The sequence below is a fragment of the Mesorhizobium sp. B1-1-7 genome, from assembly GCF_006442705.1.
In the GTDB taxonomy this organism is placed as follows: domain Bacteria; phylum Pseudomonadota; class Alphaproteobacteria; order Rhizobiales; family Rhizobiaceae; genus Mesorhizobium; species Mesorhizobium opportunistum.
The window spans coordinates 185,884-201,261 of the sequence record NZ_VFWQ01000003.1; the positions used below are offsets into that span (position 1 = coordinate 185,884).

Annotated in this window: 13 protein-coding genes; 9 read left to right on the forward strand and 4 right to left on the reverse strand. The window is 64.1% G+C overall.

Annotation, left to right across the window (positions count from 1 at the left end; translation table 11 throughout):
* Positions 1-37 precede the first annotated feature (37 nt).
* Positions 38-931 carry an AraC family transcriptional regulator gene (locus FJ978_RS05675; RefSeq protein ID WP_140570868.1) on the forward strand — a complete coding sequence of 298 codons (894 nt, stop codon included), beginning with the start codon at positions 38-40 and terminating at the stop codon, positions 929-931.
* A 162-nt stretch (positions 932-1,093) separates the two neighbouring features.
* Here FJ978_RS05675 and FJ978_RS05680 read toward each other — a convergent pair whose 3' ends face one another.
* The 3 genes from FJ978_RS05680 to FJ978_RS05690 all read right to left on the reverse strand — a co-directional run bounded on the left by FJ978_RS05680 (position 1,094) and on the right by FJ978_RS05690 (position 5,294).
* Positions 1,094-1,270: a hypothetical protein gene (locus FJ978_RS05680; protein ID WP_013893153.1), complete on the reverse strand. Its 177-nt coding sequence runs from the start codon at positions 1,268-1,270 to the stop codon at positions 1,094-1,096.
* A gap of 196 nt (positions 1,271-1,466) precedes the next feature.
* Entirely contained in the window at positions 1,467-3,338 is a 1,872-nt protein-coding gene (locus FJ978_RS05685) for a DUF882 domain-containing protein (RefSeq protein WP_181176701.1), read from the reverse strand.
* 411 nt (positions 3,339-3,749) lie between these two features.
* The gene (locus FJ978_RS05690; RefSeq protein WP_140570872.1) at positions 3,750-5,294 is read right to left on the reverse strand and encodes a sigma-54 dependent transcriptional regulator; all 1,545 of its coding nucleotides are present in this window, start codon (positions 5,292-5,294) and stop codon (positions 3,750-3,752) included.
* A gap of 172 nt (positions 5,295-5,466) precedes the next feature.
* On the opposite strand from FJ978_RS05690, the gene FJ978_RS05695 reads away from it, so the two are divergent.
* The 5 genes from FJ978_RS05695 to FJ978_RS05715 all read left to right on the forward strand — a co-directional run bounded on the left by FJ978_RS05695 (position 5,467) and on the right by FJ978_RS05715 (position 11,292).
* A complete protein-coding gene (locus FJ978_RS05695) occupies positions 5,467-7,305 on the forward strand; it encodes a M3 family oligoendopeptidase (RefSeq protein WP_013893150.1) in 1,839 nt (612 codons plus the stop codon).
* 358 nt (positions 7,306-7,663) lie between these two features.
* Entirely contained in the window at positions 7,664-8,410 is a 747-nt protein-coding gene (locus FJ978_RS05700; protein WP_140570874.1) for a proton-conducting membrane transporter, read from the forward strand.
* A gap of 201 nt (positions 8,411-8,611) precedes the next feature.
* Entirely contained in the window at positions 8,612-9,754 is a 1,143-nt protein-coding gene (locus FJ978_RS05705; protein ID WP_140570876.1) for an aminodeoxychorismate synthase component I, read from the forward strand.
* Positions 9,703-10,365, forward strand: coding sequence for an aminotransferase class IV family protein (locus FJ978_RS05710; RefSeq protein ID WP_140570878.1), 663 nt, complete (start codon positions 9,703-9,705; stop codon positions 10,363-10,365). Before FJ978_RS05705 ends, FJ978_RS05710 begins: the two co-directional genes overlap by 52 nt.
* Before the next feature lie 3 nt (positions 10,366-10,368).
* Positions 10,369-11,292, forward strand: coding sequence for a DUF3445 domain-containing protein (locus FJ978_RS05715; RefSeq protein WP_140570880.1), 924 nt, complete (start codon positions 10,369-10,371; stop codon positions 11,290-11,292).
* Between the two features lie 6 nt (positions 11,293-11,298).
* Here FJ978_RS05715 and FJ978_RS05720 read toward each other — a convergent pair whose 3' ends face one another.
* A complete protein-coding gene (locus FJ978_RS05720; protein WP_140570882.1) occupies positions 11,299-12,177 on the reverse strand; it encodes a LysR family transcriptional regulator in 879 nt (292 codons plus the stop codon).
* A gap of 108 nt (positions 12,178-12,285) precedes the next feature.
* Here FJ978_RS05720 and FJ978_RS05725 point away from each other — a divergent pair, with 108 nt between their 5' ends.
* From FJ978_RS05725 to FJ978_RS05735, 3 genes are all read left to right on the forward strand, one after another.
* Positions 12,286-13,032, forward strand: a complete 747-nt coding sequence (locus tag FJ978_RS05725; protein ID WP_140570884.1) for a glucose 1-dehydrogenase — start codon at positions 12,286-12,288, stop codon at positions 13,030-13,032.
* A 184-nt stretch (positions 13,033-13,216) separates the two neighbouring features.
* Entirely contained in the window at positions 13,217-14,662 is a 1,446-nt protein-coding gene (locus tag FJ978_RS05730; protein ID WP_140570886.1) for a homospermidine synthase, read from the forward strand.
* A 174-nt stretch (positions 14,663-14,836) separates the two neighbouring features.
* Complete coding sequence (locus tag FJ978_RS05735) at positions 14,837-15,214, forward strand: hypothetical protein (protein WP_140570888.1); 378 nt, start codon at positions 14,837-14,839, stop codon at positions 15,212-15,214.
* Positions 15,215-15,378 lie beyond the last annotated feature (164 nt).

Below are 15,378 nucleotides of genomic sequence, written 5' to 3' on the forward strand. Positions count from 1 at the left end.
GGTTGCGCAGTCCGCATGGATCGGCAATGCTGAAGACATGGAAGAAGCCCTGCAGGAATTGATCGCGATCGCCGGCCGCCATGCGCATGGGAGGCGCACAAAGACAGCCATCCCGCGTGTTTCCATCGGCCGCAGCGAGGTTGCGACCCCGCCGCTGCCCGAGCTTTGCCAACCGACGGCGCTGTTCGTGCTGCAGGGGACGAAAACGGTGCTGATCGGCGACCACACGCTTCGCTATGGCGCCGGCAGCTATTTCGTCTATGCGGTGGAGACGCCCGCCACCAGCCAGCTCATCGAGGCGAGCAGCGCCCGTCCCTACGTAGCCGTCGCCTTCGCCCTCGATATCGAGCTGATCGCCGCCCTGATCATCGACCACAAGCCGGCGCTCGACGGCGACAGCTTCGTGACCAACCGGGCCGATGACGAACTGCTCGATGCATGGCGCCGCATGCTGCGGCTGCTCGACCGGCCTGCCGAGATTCCCGTGCTCGCGCCCATGTTCGAACGCGAGATCGCATTCCGCCTGTTGCAGGGTCCGCAAGGCGCGAAGCTTCGCCATCTCGCGCGCGCTGACGGCCGCTTGTCACAGATTCGCCGCGCCACCGCCTGGATACGATCGCACTACAACGAGCCTATCGACGTGACGGAATTGGCCGAGCTCGCGCATATGAGCAACGCTTCGTTTCACCGCCACTTCAAGGCGGCAACCGCCATGAGCCCGATCCAGTATCAGAAGCAGGTCCGTCTGCTGGAGGCGCGTCATCTGCTGATCGCCGAGTCGGGCAACGCCACGCGCGTCGCCTTTGCCGTCGGCTATGAAAGCGCATCCCAGTTCAGCCGGGAATATGCGCGCCATTTCGGACTGCCGCCGGCGCGTGACGCCGCGCGGCTTCTGGCCGAGGGCGAAGCTGCTACGCTGGAAATCGATTGATGCCGCCGCCCAGAAGTGACCACGGTTTGGGGGGACGAAAGCTCGCGGTGACTTCCCGACAGGTCGGCTCCGACCAGTGCAAGAGCCGCGTCAGCCGGCATATGAAAAGCCCGGTCGACTCTCGCCGATCGGGCCAATTCACCGGATCCTACCGGTCCTGGATCAATTGCAGACCCTGACCTTGTCGACCACCCTATGGTGGTGAACCCAATGCGTGACCACCTTGGTCCTGCAGTGATGCTTGCCGTTCTTGATGATCACGGTTTCGGCTTGCGAAGGAGCAATCGCAGCGGATGCTGCCGCCAGTGCCAGAACTGATGCCAGTAGAATCTTCTTCATGAGTATCCCCAGGTTGGAACGCGCCGATAGTAATCTGGAAATGGGTCCATCGTTCCGATCTCACGAGAAGTTCAGTCTCGCGTGATCTGGCTCCCGACGGTGATGACCGGCGAGCCTTTCAGGCATCGAATGGGTAATATTGAACAGCAAAAAGCCGCGCAGGCTGCCCAGCGCGGCTTTGCGATTGGCTGGTCGGTTACTTCGTCTGGAAGCGGGCGACCGACATGAACTTGACGGCGTTGCCGGTGAAGCGATTGGGATCGGCCACCGGGTCGCCCGACTGGAAGCCGGCCGTATAGACCTCGCTCGGCGGGGTATGCACGATATTGTAGGCGTAGCCCGGTGCCGTCGTCGCGCTCGAAACGGCGGCGACAGTCTCGCCGCTGGTCAGCGCCCAGCGGGCGGCCTGAGGCGCGGCTGCAACCACAACGGCCCTGGGGCCGGGCTTCTGGTCGCGGGCGGTGGCCCTGGCTTCCTTGCGGGTCGTCTTCACCCCGGCGCCGATCGCGGCTGCCGGATCGGAACCGGCCGGACGGGCGGCAACGGCCTGGCGAGGCGATGCCGCATCGACGGCGGACGGATCGTTGAAGGCCGAGCGCGGTTCCTGGGACAGCGAGGCAAGCTGGTATTCGTCACCGCCGCCGACCTGTGCATTGGCGACCGGGGCATTAGCGGCCGGGGCATTGACAACCTGGGCATTGGCGATCTGGGCATTGGCTTCGTCGAGCACGGCCTTGACCGCATCCGGCTTGACCGGTGCCGGCCGCGCCGTCGGCAGCACCGAGAACGCATCCGTGGCGGACTTGTCCTGATCAGCCGTCTCGGCCAGCGCCATCAGCACATCCTTGCTGGGTGGCGGTGCAAGATCAGCCGGCAACGAGTGTTCGGGACGCCAGGTCGGCAATGGGATGTTGTTGACGGCAACCTGCGCCGGATCGGCCGCGGCGGCAGCCGCCAGCGCCGCGGGGTCGGCCTTGCCGAAAGGCATGTTCGCCGGCGCCTGCGCGGTCGCCACCGCCTGTTCGGTGGTGGCCGTCGCATCCGCCGTGGCGAACGGAACATTCTCAGGCTGCTGCACGCCGACATCAGCCTTCGGCCGCGGTGCGAAGTCGGGCAGCGGAATCTCCTTGGCAGGCAGCGCCGCGATGATCGTCTCCGGCGTGTCCGTCTGCGGCTCCGGAGCCTGCTCGTCGGCGACCTGCGGAATTTCGGCGCGCTGCGCATTCTCGGGCGCGACGATGGCGATACCCGGCAGGTTGCTGCTCTTGGCAGTGGCCAGCGGCTTCACGTTTCTCGGCTTGGGCGCGGGCGCGGCCGAAGCGGTTTCGACATCGGCGCTGTCGTCGGCTTCATCGTCGCCGCCGCCAAAGAACGCCGAGAGGAACCCGCCGGACTTCTTGCTGCTGCCGCCGGCGCTGGCCAGTTCGATGTTGGGTGTGCCGGAGCCCCTGCGCGCCTTGTATGAAGCGAGCGCCTGTTCATAGCCTGGCAGAGGCCGGCCGTCGCTCGGCACATGCAGCGTCTTGCCATTGGGGAACAGGCCGACCAGTTCCTGGCGGCTGATGCCGGGCCAATGGCGTACATTGCCGACGTCCATGTGGACGAACGGCGAACCGGAGGACGGGTAATAGCCGACGCCACCACCCTGCATCTTGAGGCCGATGTTACGCAGCTTCTTCAGCGGCACGCCGGGAATGTAGAAGTCCATGGCCTTGCCAAGCATGTGCTGGCTCTTCTCGGCGACGCCCCGGCTGCGGCTGCGCAGCATCGAGTTGGTCGCCGGCGAGCGATAGCCGCAGACCACCTGGATGTAGTCGGTGGCGCCGCTTTCCCGATATGCCTCCCAGACCAGGTCCAGCAGGCGCGGGTCCATCTTGGTCGGCTCGTTGCGCCGCCAGTCGCGCAGGATGATGTTGATCTTCCTCAGACCCTCGGGAATGTAGCGGCCATTGCGCTTGTAGACGATCTCGGCCTTCTCGTGGGTGTGGAGGTGATAGAGCTTCAGCGAACGAACTTCGGCCTGGGCGCCCGTGGCGGCCGCGGCAACAAAACCAAATGCGACAATCATCGCTGCCAGCCATCTCGGCCAGACGCGCAAATGATGATGACGCCCGTTTGTGAGTCGTTCGATTCTGTTCAAATCAAAAGGCCTTGCAGGCTGCCGTTTGTCCCCGGATTTGCCCAAACGGATGTGTCGTTTTCACATCCGAATATCGATCCTAATGGTTAATCATCGCTTATTGAAGCCGAAATGCGGTAACACCATGGCGATATCCCGTCAAAAATTGTTCGCAGGGTTTCTTGGTAAACCGCTGGTTTAGATCACGTTTCCGCCCTTGGCTGAAACACGATCTGTTACCACTAGCCTTAATGCGTGATCGCCACCTGTCGAGCACCGCCGTCAGCCCGCCATAATCCGGCCGGGGCAGGTGCAAGGATCGCACCATGACAGGGCAAGCTGGTCCCGGCCTTGCGCCGCTCAGGAGGCGAGGCGGTCGATACGCCCGGTTTCCGGATCGATGCCGTATTCCTTGAGCTTGCGGTAAAGCGTCGAGCGGCCGATGCCGAGGCGGCGGGCGACTTCGCTCATCTGGCCGTTGTAGTGATCGATGGCGAGCTTGATCATCTCGAGTTCGACATCGGCCAGCGCCCGCACATTGCCGCGTTCGTCGAGCGCCTTCAACGTGCCGAAGCGAGGCTGCGTCCTGACAGCCTGGTCGTGGACGCTAGCCGCGACAGCATCGCCGGGCACGACATCCTCATCGCGGGGCTCCAGCGGTGGCGGCGCAAGACCGTCTGCTTCCTGATCGCCATCGGTTCCGAGATTGACGGTGCCTTCCACCTGCGCCCGGATTTGCGGGAAGTCGTCGACCGTCAGCACATCGCCTTCGCACAACACCGAGGCGCGGAAGACCGCGTTCTCCAATTGCCTGATGTTGCCTGGCCAATCATAGGCCTGCAGCACGGCAAGCGCCGCCGCCGAAATGCCCGTAAGACGATGGCGCGGGTCGGCGGGCGCCACTTTCTCCATGAAATGTCTGACCAGGTGCGGGATGTCGTCGCGGCGGTCGCGCAGCGGCGGCACGAAGATCGGATAGACGTTCAGCCGATAGAACAGATCCTCGCGGAACTTGCCGTCCTTGACCTGCTGCAGGAGGTTGCGGTGCGTGGCCGAGATCAGCCTGATGTCGACCCTGACGGTGGCGCGGCCGCCGACCGGATCGACCTCGCCGTCCTGCACGGCGCGCAGCAGCTTGACCTGCACGTCGAGCGGCAGGTCGCCGATCTCGTCGAGGAACAGCGTGCCCGAATGCGCTTCGACGAACTTGCCGGTGTGCTTGTCGGTGGCGCCGGTGAACGAGCCCTTCTCGTGGCCGAACAGGATGGATTCGACCAGATTGTCGGGAATGGCGCCGCAATTGACGGTGACGAAGGGTTTCGAACGACGGTCGCCGCTGCCCTGGATGGCGCGCGCCACCAGTTCCTTGCCGACACCGGATTCGCCTTCGATCAGGATCGGGATATTGGAAGCCGCCGCTTTCTGGCCAAGGCGTATCACCCTGTCCATGGCCGGACTGTGCGTGATCATGTCCTTGAAGGTCAGCAGCCCGCCGCGCTTGCGCGACGTGCGCTTGACCTCGCCCTCGACCGCCTCGACCTTGAGCGCATTGGCGATCGCGGCCTGCAGCCTGTCGGGCGAAGCCGGCTTGACGACGAAATCGAACGCGCCATGGCGCATCGCCGAAACCACGGTTTCGATGCCGCCCTGGGCGGTCTGCACGATGACCGGCACGCTGATGTCACGCTCGCGCATCGCCTTCAGCACACCGATGCCGTCGAGGCCGGGCATGACCAGGTCGAGGATGACGACGGAGACGTCGCGAGTGCCAGGCCCGTCGAGCACTTCGAGACCCGCGGCACCGCCGTCGGCGACGATTGCCGTATGGCCGAACCGCGTCACCGCCGCCTCGAGCAGCCGGCGCTGCACGGGATCGTCATCGACTATGAGTATGGAACCTGTCATGACTGTCTTGAGTTGCCCGCGCCCGAAATCCCCATGGATCATCTTGGCACAGGGTTCTAAATAAGGTTTCAAAAAACCCGGTGAACGAATTCCTTAGGATTTGACCGGCTTCTCCATTCCCTTTGATTCTGACCCCAGATTCTGACCCGTTGATTCACAGAAGGTATTGTCGATGCGCATGATGTTTGGTCGGCGGCTTGCGGCGCCAGCGTCCGGTCAGGGCGCGGCCGGGCTTGGCGATCTGCCGGAATGGAACCTTGCCGACCTTTACACCGGCATGGACGCGCCGGAGCTGAAGCGTGACATCGCCAGGGCCGCCGCCGATGCGATCGCCTTCGAGGCCCGTTGGAAGGGCACGCTGGCCGCCGAAGCCGAGCGCGGCAGCGCCGGCCGGCTGGGCGAGGCGCTGGTCGCCTACGAGGCGCTGGAGGAACTGATCGGCCGCATCGTCTCCTATGCCGGCCTGGTCTATGCCGGCAACACGGCCGACCCGCAGCGCGCCAAGCTCTATGGCGACATCCAGGAGAAGATGACCGACGCCAGTGCGCATCTTCTGTTCTTCGCGCTCGAATTGAACCTGATCGACGACGCGGCGATCGAGGGCGCGCTGGCCGGCGACCCCGCTTTCGGCCACTACCGGCCCTGGGTGCTCGACCTCAGGATGGACAAGCCCTATCAGCTCGAGGACCGCGTCGAGCAGCTTTTCCATGAGAAGTCGATCACCGGACGCGGCGCCTGGAACCGCTTGTTCGACGAAACGATGACCGACCTTCGCTTCGATGTCGATGGCGAGGAACTGACGCTGGAGCCGGCACTCAACCGCCTGCAGGATGCTGATGGTGAAGTCCGGCGTCGGGCCTCCGAGGCGCTGGCCGCGACTTTCCGCAAGAATTTGCGCACCTTCACCCTGATCACCAACACGCTGGCCAAGGACAAGGAAATCTCGGACCGCTGGCGCGGCTTCGAGGACATCGCCGATTCACGCCACCTCGCCAACCGGGTCGAGCGCAGCGTGGTCGATGCGCTCGCCACCGCCGTACGCGAGGCCTATCCGCGCCTGTCGCACCGCTATTACCAGATGAAGGCGCGGTGGCTTGGCATGGAGGTGATGAACCACTGGGATCGCAACGCACCGCTGCCGGAGACGCCGCAAGCGGTGATCGGCTGGGACGAGGCCAGGAACACCGTGTTGTCGGCCTATCAGCGTTTCTCACCCGATATGGCCGAGATCGCCCGGACCTTCTTCGACCGCAACTGGATCGATGCGCCGGTGCGCCCGGGCAAGTCGCCCGGCGCCTTCGCCCACCCGACCGTGCCGTCGGCTCACCCCTATGTGCTGCTCAACTACATGGGCAAGCCGCGCGACGTGATGACGCTGGCGCATGAACTTGGTCACGGCGTGCACCAGGTGCTGGCCGCTGGCCAGGGCGCGCTGATGGCCTCGACACCGCTGACGCTGGCCGAGACGGCCTCCGTCTTCGGCGAGATGCTGACCTTCCGCTCGTTGCTCGAGCAGACCACCGACAGGCGCGAGCGCAAGGCCATGCTCGCCCAGAAGGTCGAGGACATGATCAACACGGTGGTGCGCCAGATCGCCTTCTACGAATTCGAGCGCAAGGTGCATGCCGAGCGCCGCAACGGAGAACTGACATCCGACCGGCTCGGCCAGTTCTGGCTCGAGGTGCAGGCGGAAAGCCTGGGACCCGCGATCAAATTGCGCGAGGGTTATGAAGTGTTCTGGACTTACATCCCGCACTTCATCCATTCGCCCTTCTACGTCTACGCGTATGCTTTCGGCGACTGCCTGGTGAACTCGCTCTATGCCGTCTACCAGAACGCCGAGCGCGGCTTCCAGGACAAATATTTCGAGATGCTGCGCGCCGGCGGCACCAAGCATCACTCCGAACTTCTGGCGCCGTTCGGTCTCGACGCCACCGATCCGGCCTTCTGGCAGATCGGGCTCGGCGTGATCGGCGGCCTCATCGACGAGCTGGAAGCGCTCGACGGTTGACGTCTCGCGCCGGCACGGAACAGTTTAGCCGGAATGCATGTGGGACAGCACCATTCCTGCGCTAAATATCTGTTCTTCAACAACTCTCGACGGCAAGTTTTCCGATAGCTTTCCGCAAGCCCTATGGTAGCCTTCGCTCCAAGCTCAGCCGGAGCGCACGCGGATCGGCGAGGAAAAATCTCGGCCGACCGTGGCGCTCTGGCGAACGCGACACCGGCCGTTGGCATGGCTGCAAGCCGATCGCCGACAGCTCGACCGAAGCCGGCTGTTCCGCGCGCCGCGGAATCACCATCGAGTAGTCCTTCGCCGAAGGTCATGAATCCATACCGCGGCAGACGGATCTGACTGGAGAGAGACAATGGGCACTTTTTTCTACATGCTCCTGGCGTTCCTTGTGGGTGTGTTGGTTGGCTGGTTCATCTGGGGACGTCTGCGTGGTGAGCTCGACAGCTTGCGCGGCGATCTCGACCGCACCCGCAGCGAGCGCGACAGGCTGCGTGCCGACAGCGACCGCCTGACGGGTGAACTGAATGCCTGCGGCAAGACCCGCTCGGATCTCGAGCGCCAGCTGCGTGACGCGCAGGCTTCCGCCGGAGCCGGCGCGGCAAAGGCCGCAAGTCAACCGTCGGCCGCCCTGATGTCGACGCCGGCCACGGCCAAATCTGCTCCGGCAGCGGCCAAGGCCGCACCAGCCAAACCGGCCGCGGCAAAGCCGGCAGCGGCCAAGGCACCAGCCAAACCCGCTGCGAGCAAATCCGCGGCCGCTGGCTCGGCAACCAAGAGCGCGGCCGCTCCCAAGGCCGCAGCAACGAAGAAGGCCACGCCGGCCGCGGCAAAGCCCGCATCCGGCAAACCCGACAATCTGCGCCGGCTGATCGGTATCGGCCCGGTCAACGAGAAACTTCTCAAGGCGCAAGGCGTGACCTCCTTCGCCCAGATCGCCGCCTGGACCGCCGCCGACATCAAGCGCATCGAGGACGTGATGAACTTCGACGGCCGCATCGAGCGCGAACGCTGGATCGAGCAGGCCAAGCTGCTCGCCGCCGGCAACGAAAAGGAATTCGCCAAGCAGTTCCCGACAGCCGGAACCGCCAGCAACACTTGAGCGAGAGAAACAGCGATTAGCCGGCGGCGCCAAGGCGCCGCCGGTTTGTTTTTGGCGGACAAGGCCAGCAGAGGTCGGCCCAGCAGGGTCGGCCCAACAGAGGTCGGCTTTGAGTGGCAGCGTGCCGTTCCCTCGATTGCGCGCGAACGGCCCCCCATATAGAGCGGTCAACGGCTTCATTGACCGCAGCACCAGAGTCCCATGTCCCTGCCCGCCGCCATTTTCCGCAACGACGAAAGCGCGCGCCAGCTCGTTTTCGACCGGCCGGCCGATATCATCGTGGCGCATGCGGCAAAGGACTTCTTGCCGGCGCTGGAGGCCGCGCAGGCCGCGCATGATGCCGGCAGGTGGCTGGCCGGCTATTTCTCCTACGAGGCGGGCTACCTGCTCGAGCCGAAGCTGGTTCCCTTGCTGCCAAGCGGACGCCGCGCGCCGCTGGTCTGCCTCGGCGTCTTCGATGCCCCGGTCGAAGAAGCGGTGCCTCAGCGCGCCGCGCCGACCAATGGCCCAATCTTCGATGCAAGGGCGGCATGGTCGTTCGAGGACTACGAGAAGCGCTTCGCACGGCTGCACCAGCACATCAGGCAAGGCGATTGCTACCAGGGCAACCTGACCTTTCCGGTGCAGGCGCAATGGTCGGGCGACCCGCTTGCCGCCTTCGATGCGCTGACCGAACGCCAGCCGGTGAAGTATGGCGCGCTGGTCGCGCTCGGTGACCCCGTCGTGCTGTCGCGCTCGCCCGAACTGTTCTTCGAGATCGACGCCAGCGGCATGATCGAGACGCATCCGATGAAGGGCACCGCACCGCGCGGCGCGACCAAAGCCGAGGACGAACGGCAGAGAAACTTCCTGCGCAACGACGAGAAGAACCAGGCCGAGAACCGGATGATCGTCGACCTTCTGCGCAACGACATCTCGCTGATCAGCGAGGTCGGCACGCTGGACGTGCCGGCGCTGTTCCGCATCGAGAGCTATCCGACCGTCCACCAGATGGTGAGCGACGTCAGGGCGAAACTGCTGCCCGGGCTCTCGATCCGCCAGATCTTCGCGGCGCTGTTTCCCTGCGGTTCGATCACCGGCGCGCCGAAGATCCGCGCCATGGAAATCCTGCACGATCTGGAAAGCACGCCCCGCGACGTCTATTGCGGCGCCATCGGCTGGATCGCACCCGGCGGCACGATGCGCTTTTCGGTGGCGATCCGTACCATATCGCTCTTTTCCAGCGGCGAGGCCGTCTACAATGTCGGTGGCGGCATCGTCTTCGATTCGACGGCGCAAGAGGAGTATCAGGAGTGTCTGCTCAAGGCCCGCTTCGCGACGGGGACGCCGCCGATTTCGAGCTGATCGAGACCATGCGGTGGCAGCCGGAGAGCGGTTTCCTGCGCTTCGATCGCCACCTTGCGCGCCTCTATGGCTCGGCGGCGGAACTGGGCTTCAGCCATGATCCGGACAGGATCGGCGAGGCCCTGAGCAGCGCGGCCGGCGGCTCCCCTATCGCCATGCGCACGCGGCTCGCTCTGTCGCGCCGTGGCGAGGCGAGCGCCTCCGCGCAACCTTATGAACCGCTCGCCGCCGACAAAGTCTGGGTGCTGCGGTTGGCGCGGACAAAGCTCGATTCAGGCAATATGCTGCTGCGCCACAAGACCAGCCGGCGACAGCTCTACACGCATGCCCGCTCCGAATATCTCGTCACCCAGGCCGACGAAGTGCTCCTGGCCAATGAGCGTGGCGAAATCTGCGAAGGCACGATCACCAATGTCTTCGCCGATTTCGGCGACGGCGTGCTGGCAACGCCCCGACTCGACTGCGGCTTGCTGCCTGGCGTATTGCGCGCCGAGCTTCTGGACGAAGGCCGCGCCCGGGAAGCGATCTACAGCTTGGACGAGTTGAAATCCGCCAAGGCGTTGTTCGTCGGCAATTCGCTGCGCGGACTGATCCCGGCAAAATTGATCTGAACCATGACCTCCTTGCCCACCCACACGCCCTATGACGGCTCGTCGAAACTCTTCACCATCGGGCTGAAGCCGCTCGATCCGGCGGATTGGATCGAGGTCGACGGCCATCTTCTGCCCTACCTCGCCGAGAAGCGCCGGCTCTATGCCGAAATCCCGGAGCGGGTTTTCGTCGAGGAGGACGGCACGTGGGACGCACAGCAGGAAGTGCTCGACTTGCTCGGCGCCTATCTGCCGGAGCGATTTCCAAACAGCCATGGCCGCACCGATGCGGGTATCGAGGTGATGGGCGCTGTGAACCGCCCTGCCTTGCCTCCGGATCTTGCCGACGCGCCGCTCGTCGCGGCATCGCTGCTGGTCCAGGAAGACCTGATCCTGATGCGCCGCGACGACAGCGGCTGGCGGCTCGCCGCGGGTTCGCTGTGCTTTCCCTCGTCCTGGTCGCTCCTGGAGAAGTTCGGCAAGCCGCTGCAGCAGATCCACGCCCCGGTGCCGGGCTTTGGTCCGGGCACACGTCCGGCCGACTTGATCAACCGCATGTTCGACGGCCTGCAGGGCCAAGCGGTCGTGCGTTTCAACTGGTCGATCCAGGCCGACAATGCACTCTACCATCCGCTGTCCAATGTCGAGCGCATCGACCGCGCCACGAACCGGCCGACACGCTTCCCAGACGGTGACGTCAACGCGCACGCCTTCATCCGTGTCGAGCGGCAGACGCTGCGCAAGCTTCCCGTGTCGGGCGATATCCTGTTCACCGTCCGCATCCACCTCGACCCGCTCGCCGTACTGGCGCGGCACCCGGACCGGGCGACGCTGGCGCTGTCTTTCGCCGCCCAACTCGAAGCGCTCGACCTCGCCCAGCTCGACTACAAGGGCCTGACATCGGATCGCGACCGGCTGATCGAACGATTGAAGACAATGGCCGGCTGAAGCCGCCTACAGGCTGCCCGCCAGGAAATCGACGAAGGTCCTTGCCCTGACGCTGGCCTTGCGTCCGGCCGGAAACAGCGCCCACAATTCAACAGGCGGCAGCGCCCAGTCGACCAGGATCGGCCGCACCGCACCGCTGCGCAGTTCTGCATCGAACATCCATTCGGAGCCGACCGTGAAGCCGATGCCGGCAAGTACTGCCTCACGTATCCCTTCGGCGGAAGTCACGCGCAGCCGCCCTTGGCCGGCAAGCGAAATCTCTTCGGCGCCTCGCCGGAACGTCCAGCGATTGGAAGTGCCTGCTCGGACGAAAAGGATCGCCTCGTGCCGCGACAGCTCATCCGGCGCGATGGGTTCGCCCTCGCGTGCTAGGTACGAGGGTGCCGCCACCACGAGACGACGACAGGTGGCGATCTTGCGCCCGATATGAGCAGGGGCGAAGCTTTCACCCAGACGCAGCATGACATCTACCCCTTCCTCGACGAGGTCGACGTTCCTGTCGTCCATCGCCACCTCGACGTCGAGCCTCGGATGAGCGTCCAGGAAGGCTTTCAGCCTCGGCACGACATGCAGGCGGCCGAAGGTTACCGACGTACCGATGCGCAGCAACCCGGTAAGCGCCGCCGCAGTGCCACGCGCCGCGTTCTCTGCTTCGTCGGCCTCATCGACCGCGCGCTTCGCGCCTTCATAGAAGCTGAAGCCCGCATCGGTCGGCGAGAGACCTCGGGTGGTGCGCGACAGCAGGCGAACGCCGAGCCGCTCCTCGAGCTGAGCGATGGCCTTCGAGACGGCTGGCTGCCCGACGCGCAAATGCCGCGCGGCCGCCGAGAACGAGCCGGTTTCGATGACTCTTATAAAGGTGTTCATCACCATGAGCCTGTCCATCTATTCCACCTTGGAATTAGTAATATGTTTTTGTTCACTCTACCTGACCCACTCAGGAATGGCCAATTGGGCGGTTGTCAAATCCATCCATCCATTCGGAGAACCAAAATGGGCAAGCTCAACAACAAGGTCGCCATCGTCACCGGTGCCGCGCGAGGCATCGGTGCGGGCATCGCCAAACGACTGGCGGCGGAAGGCGCCGCCGTCATCGTCAACTACGCCTCCAGCCGTGAGGCTGCGGAACGCACGGTCGAGGAGATCGTCGCCGCCGGTGGCAAGGCTACTGCGGTCCGGGGCGACGTGGCCGATGCCGCCGAAGTCGAGAAGATGTTCGAGGCCGCCGAGATCGCATTTGGCAAGCCAAGCATTCTGATCAACAATGCCGCGACCGCCAGCTTCGGCACTTTCGAGGAAGCCAGTGAGGCGGATTATCGGCGGCTCTTCGACACCAACGTACTGGGCACGATCCTGACCACGAAGGCGGCCATGCGCCACTTCCCCGAGACCGGCGGCAGCATCGTCAACATCGGCACGATCTCGAGCTGGAACCCAGTGCCAAACACCAGCCTCTATTCCGCCAGCAAAGCGGCGATCGATACGCTGACGCTTAGCCTGTCGAGAGAACTCGGAGCCCGCAACATCCGTGTCAACATCGTGGCGCCCGGCTATACCCATACAGAAATGACCGAAGGCATGGTTGGCACCGATTTCGGCAATATGCTGATCGCTGGCGTCCCCCTTGGCCAGCGCTTCGGCAAGCCGGACGACATCGCCCCGACCGTGGCCTTCCTCGCCTCGGACGAGGCGGCGTGGCTGACCGGCGAACGCATCAACGCGTCCGGCGGCGCTCGCTGATACGACGCCGGCTCAACATCCGCCACCGGCAGGCCATGGCCTCCCGGTGGCATCGCCGAGCACCTCCACGGCGGCGCTCCCAAGCGTTTCGCCGCTTTTCCCTTTATTGTGACAATGATCTATGGTTTGTCGCGCCGCGGCCAAGCGGCTGTTCTGGAGTGTTTTTTGAGGAGTGCTCGATAAAATGGCGACTGAAAACTGGCCCGTTTACGGTGAGATCACCGGCCCTGTGGTGATGATCGGCTTTGGATCGATCGGACGGGGAACGCTGCCGCTGATCGAGCGCCATTTCAAGTTCGACAAGTCGCGCATGACGGTCCTCGACCCGCGCGACACCGACCGCAAGCTGCTCGACGAGCGCGGCATCGCCTTCGTCCAGGAAGCGGTGACCGAGAAGAATTACAAGAAGCTCCTGACGCCGCTTCTGACCAATGGCGGCGGCCAGGGCTTTTGCGTCAACCTGTCGGTCGATACCGGCTCGGTCGACTTGATGCGGCTCTGCCGCAAGCTCGGCGTGCTCTACATCGACACTGTCGTCGAGCCCTGGCTCGGCTTCTATTTCGACACCAAGGCCGACAATGCCAGCCGCACCAACTATGCGCTGCGCGAAGCCCTGATCAAGGAAAAGCACGACAAGCCCGGCGGCGCCACCGCGGTCTCCACATGCGGTGCCAATCCCGGCATGGTCTCGTGGTTCGTCAAGCAGGCGCTGGTCAATCTCGCCACCGATCTTGGCCTGGAATTCTCGGAGCCAGCGCAGGAAGACCGCGAAGGCTGGGCCAAGCTTATGAAGAAGGCCGGCGTCAAGGGCATCCACATCGCCGAGCGCGACACGCAGCGCACCAAGAAGCCGAAGCCGATGGATGTGTTCTGGAACACCTGGTCGGTCGAAGGCTTCATCTCCGAAGGCTTGCAGCCGGCCGAACTTGGCTGGGGCACGCACGAAAAATGGATGCCGAAGAACGGCAAGAAGCACAAGCATGGCTCCAAGGCCGCCATCTATCTGGAGCAGCCGGGCGCCAACACGCGCGTGCGCTCATGGTGCCCGACGCCGGGCGCCCAGTACGGCCTGCTGGTGACGCACAACGAGGCCATCTCGATCGCCGATTTCTTCACCGTGCATTCCAAGAAGGGCAAGGTCCAGTACCGCCCGACCTGCCACTATGCCTACCATCCCTGCAACGACGCGATGCTGTCGCTGGACGAGATGTTCGGCGCTGCCGGCAAGCCTCAGCCGGTGCACCACGTGCTCGACGAGAACGAACTGGTCGACGGCGTCGACGAGCTCGGCGTCCTGCTCTACGGCCATGACAAGAATGCCTACTGGTACGGCTCCCAGCTTTCGCTGGCCGAGGCGCGCAAGCTGGCGCCCTATCAGAACGCCACCGGCATGCAGGTCACCTCGGCGGTTCTCGCCGGCATGGTCTGGGCTCTGGAAAATCCGGACGCCGGCATCGTCGAGGCCGACGAAATGGACTACAGGCGCTGCCTCGACGTGCAGTCGCCCTATCTCGGACCGGTCAAGGGTTACTACACCGACTGGACCCCGCTCGACAGGCGTCCAGGCCTGTTCCCGGAGGACCTCGACCGCAGTGACCCGTGGCAATTCCGCAACATCCTCGTCCGATAGCATGCCCCATTACCTTGCAATCGCCCGGAAATCGGGCGATTGAAGGGATGCGGCCTAGACAGCTTTGTGCGTCCGTTGAGCGCACAAGGCACACTCTAGCATTTTGGGCGTTCGCATCGCGCTTTCCAAAATCGAACCCGATTTTTGGGCCGATGCGTTTGGAGAGGATTTCATATGACTATTGCACGCAAAGTTCTTTCGATGGGCATGGCGGGTGCCATGGCCTCGATGCTTGCTGCCTGTGCCACCAGCGGTCCCGGCGAGCCGCCGATGGCAACCTCGCCGAAAGGCGTCGAAGGCTCCTGGATCGACGCCAAGGGCACCGGACTGTCGACCTTCACCGCCGGGAAATTCACGACTGTGGCCACCGACACCGGCCAGAAGCTGGCGGATGGCAGCTACACGATGACCGGCGCCACATCGGTGCAGATCAACGGCACATCGCTGATCCGCCAGACCGGTGTCAGCTTCAACTGCCTGCTGGTGTCGACCAGCCAACTGAACTGCACCAGTTCGTCCGGCCAGAACTTCGTGCTGACGCGACGCACCTGAACGAGCGGGCGTTCGCCTCATAGCGCCCCACAAGGGACGGCGGTCAACAAGCCGCGGTCCCTTTTTTGCGCCAGAAAACACCCCGGGTTTTTCGCCGGAAAATACAGCCGGCATTTCCGCTTGCGTCAGCCGAAACGCGATGGGAACATGGCCAAAATGCTGGC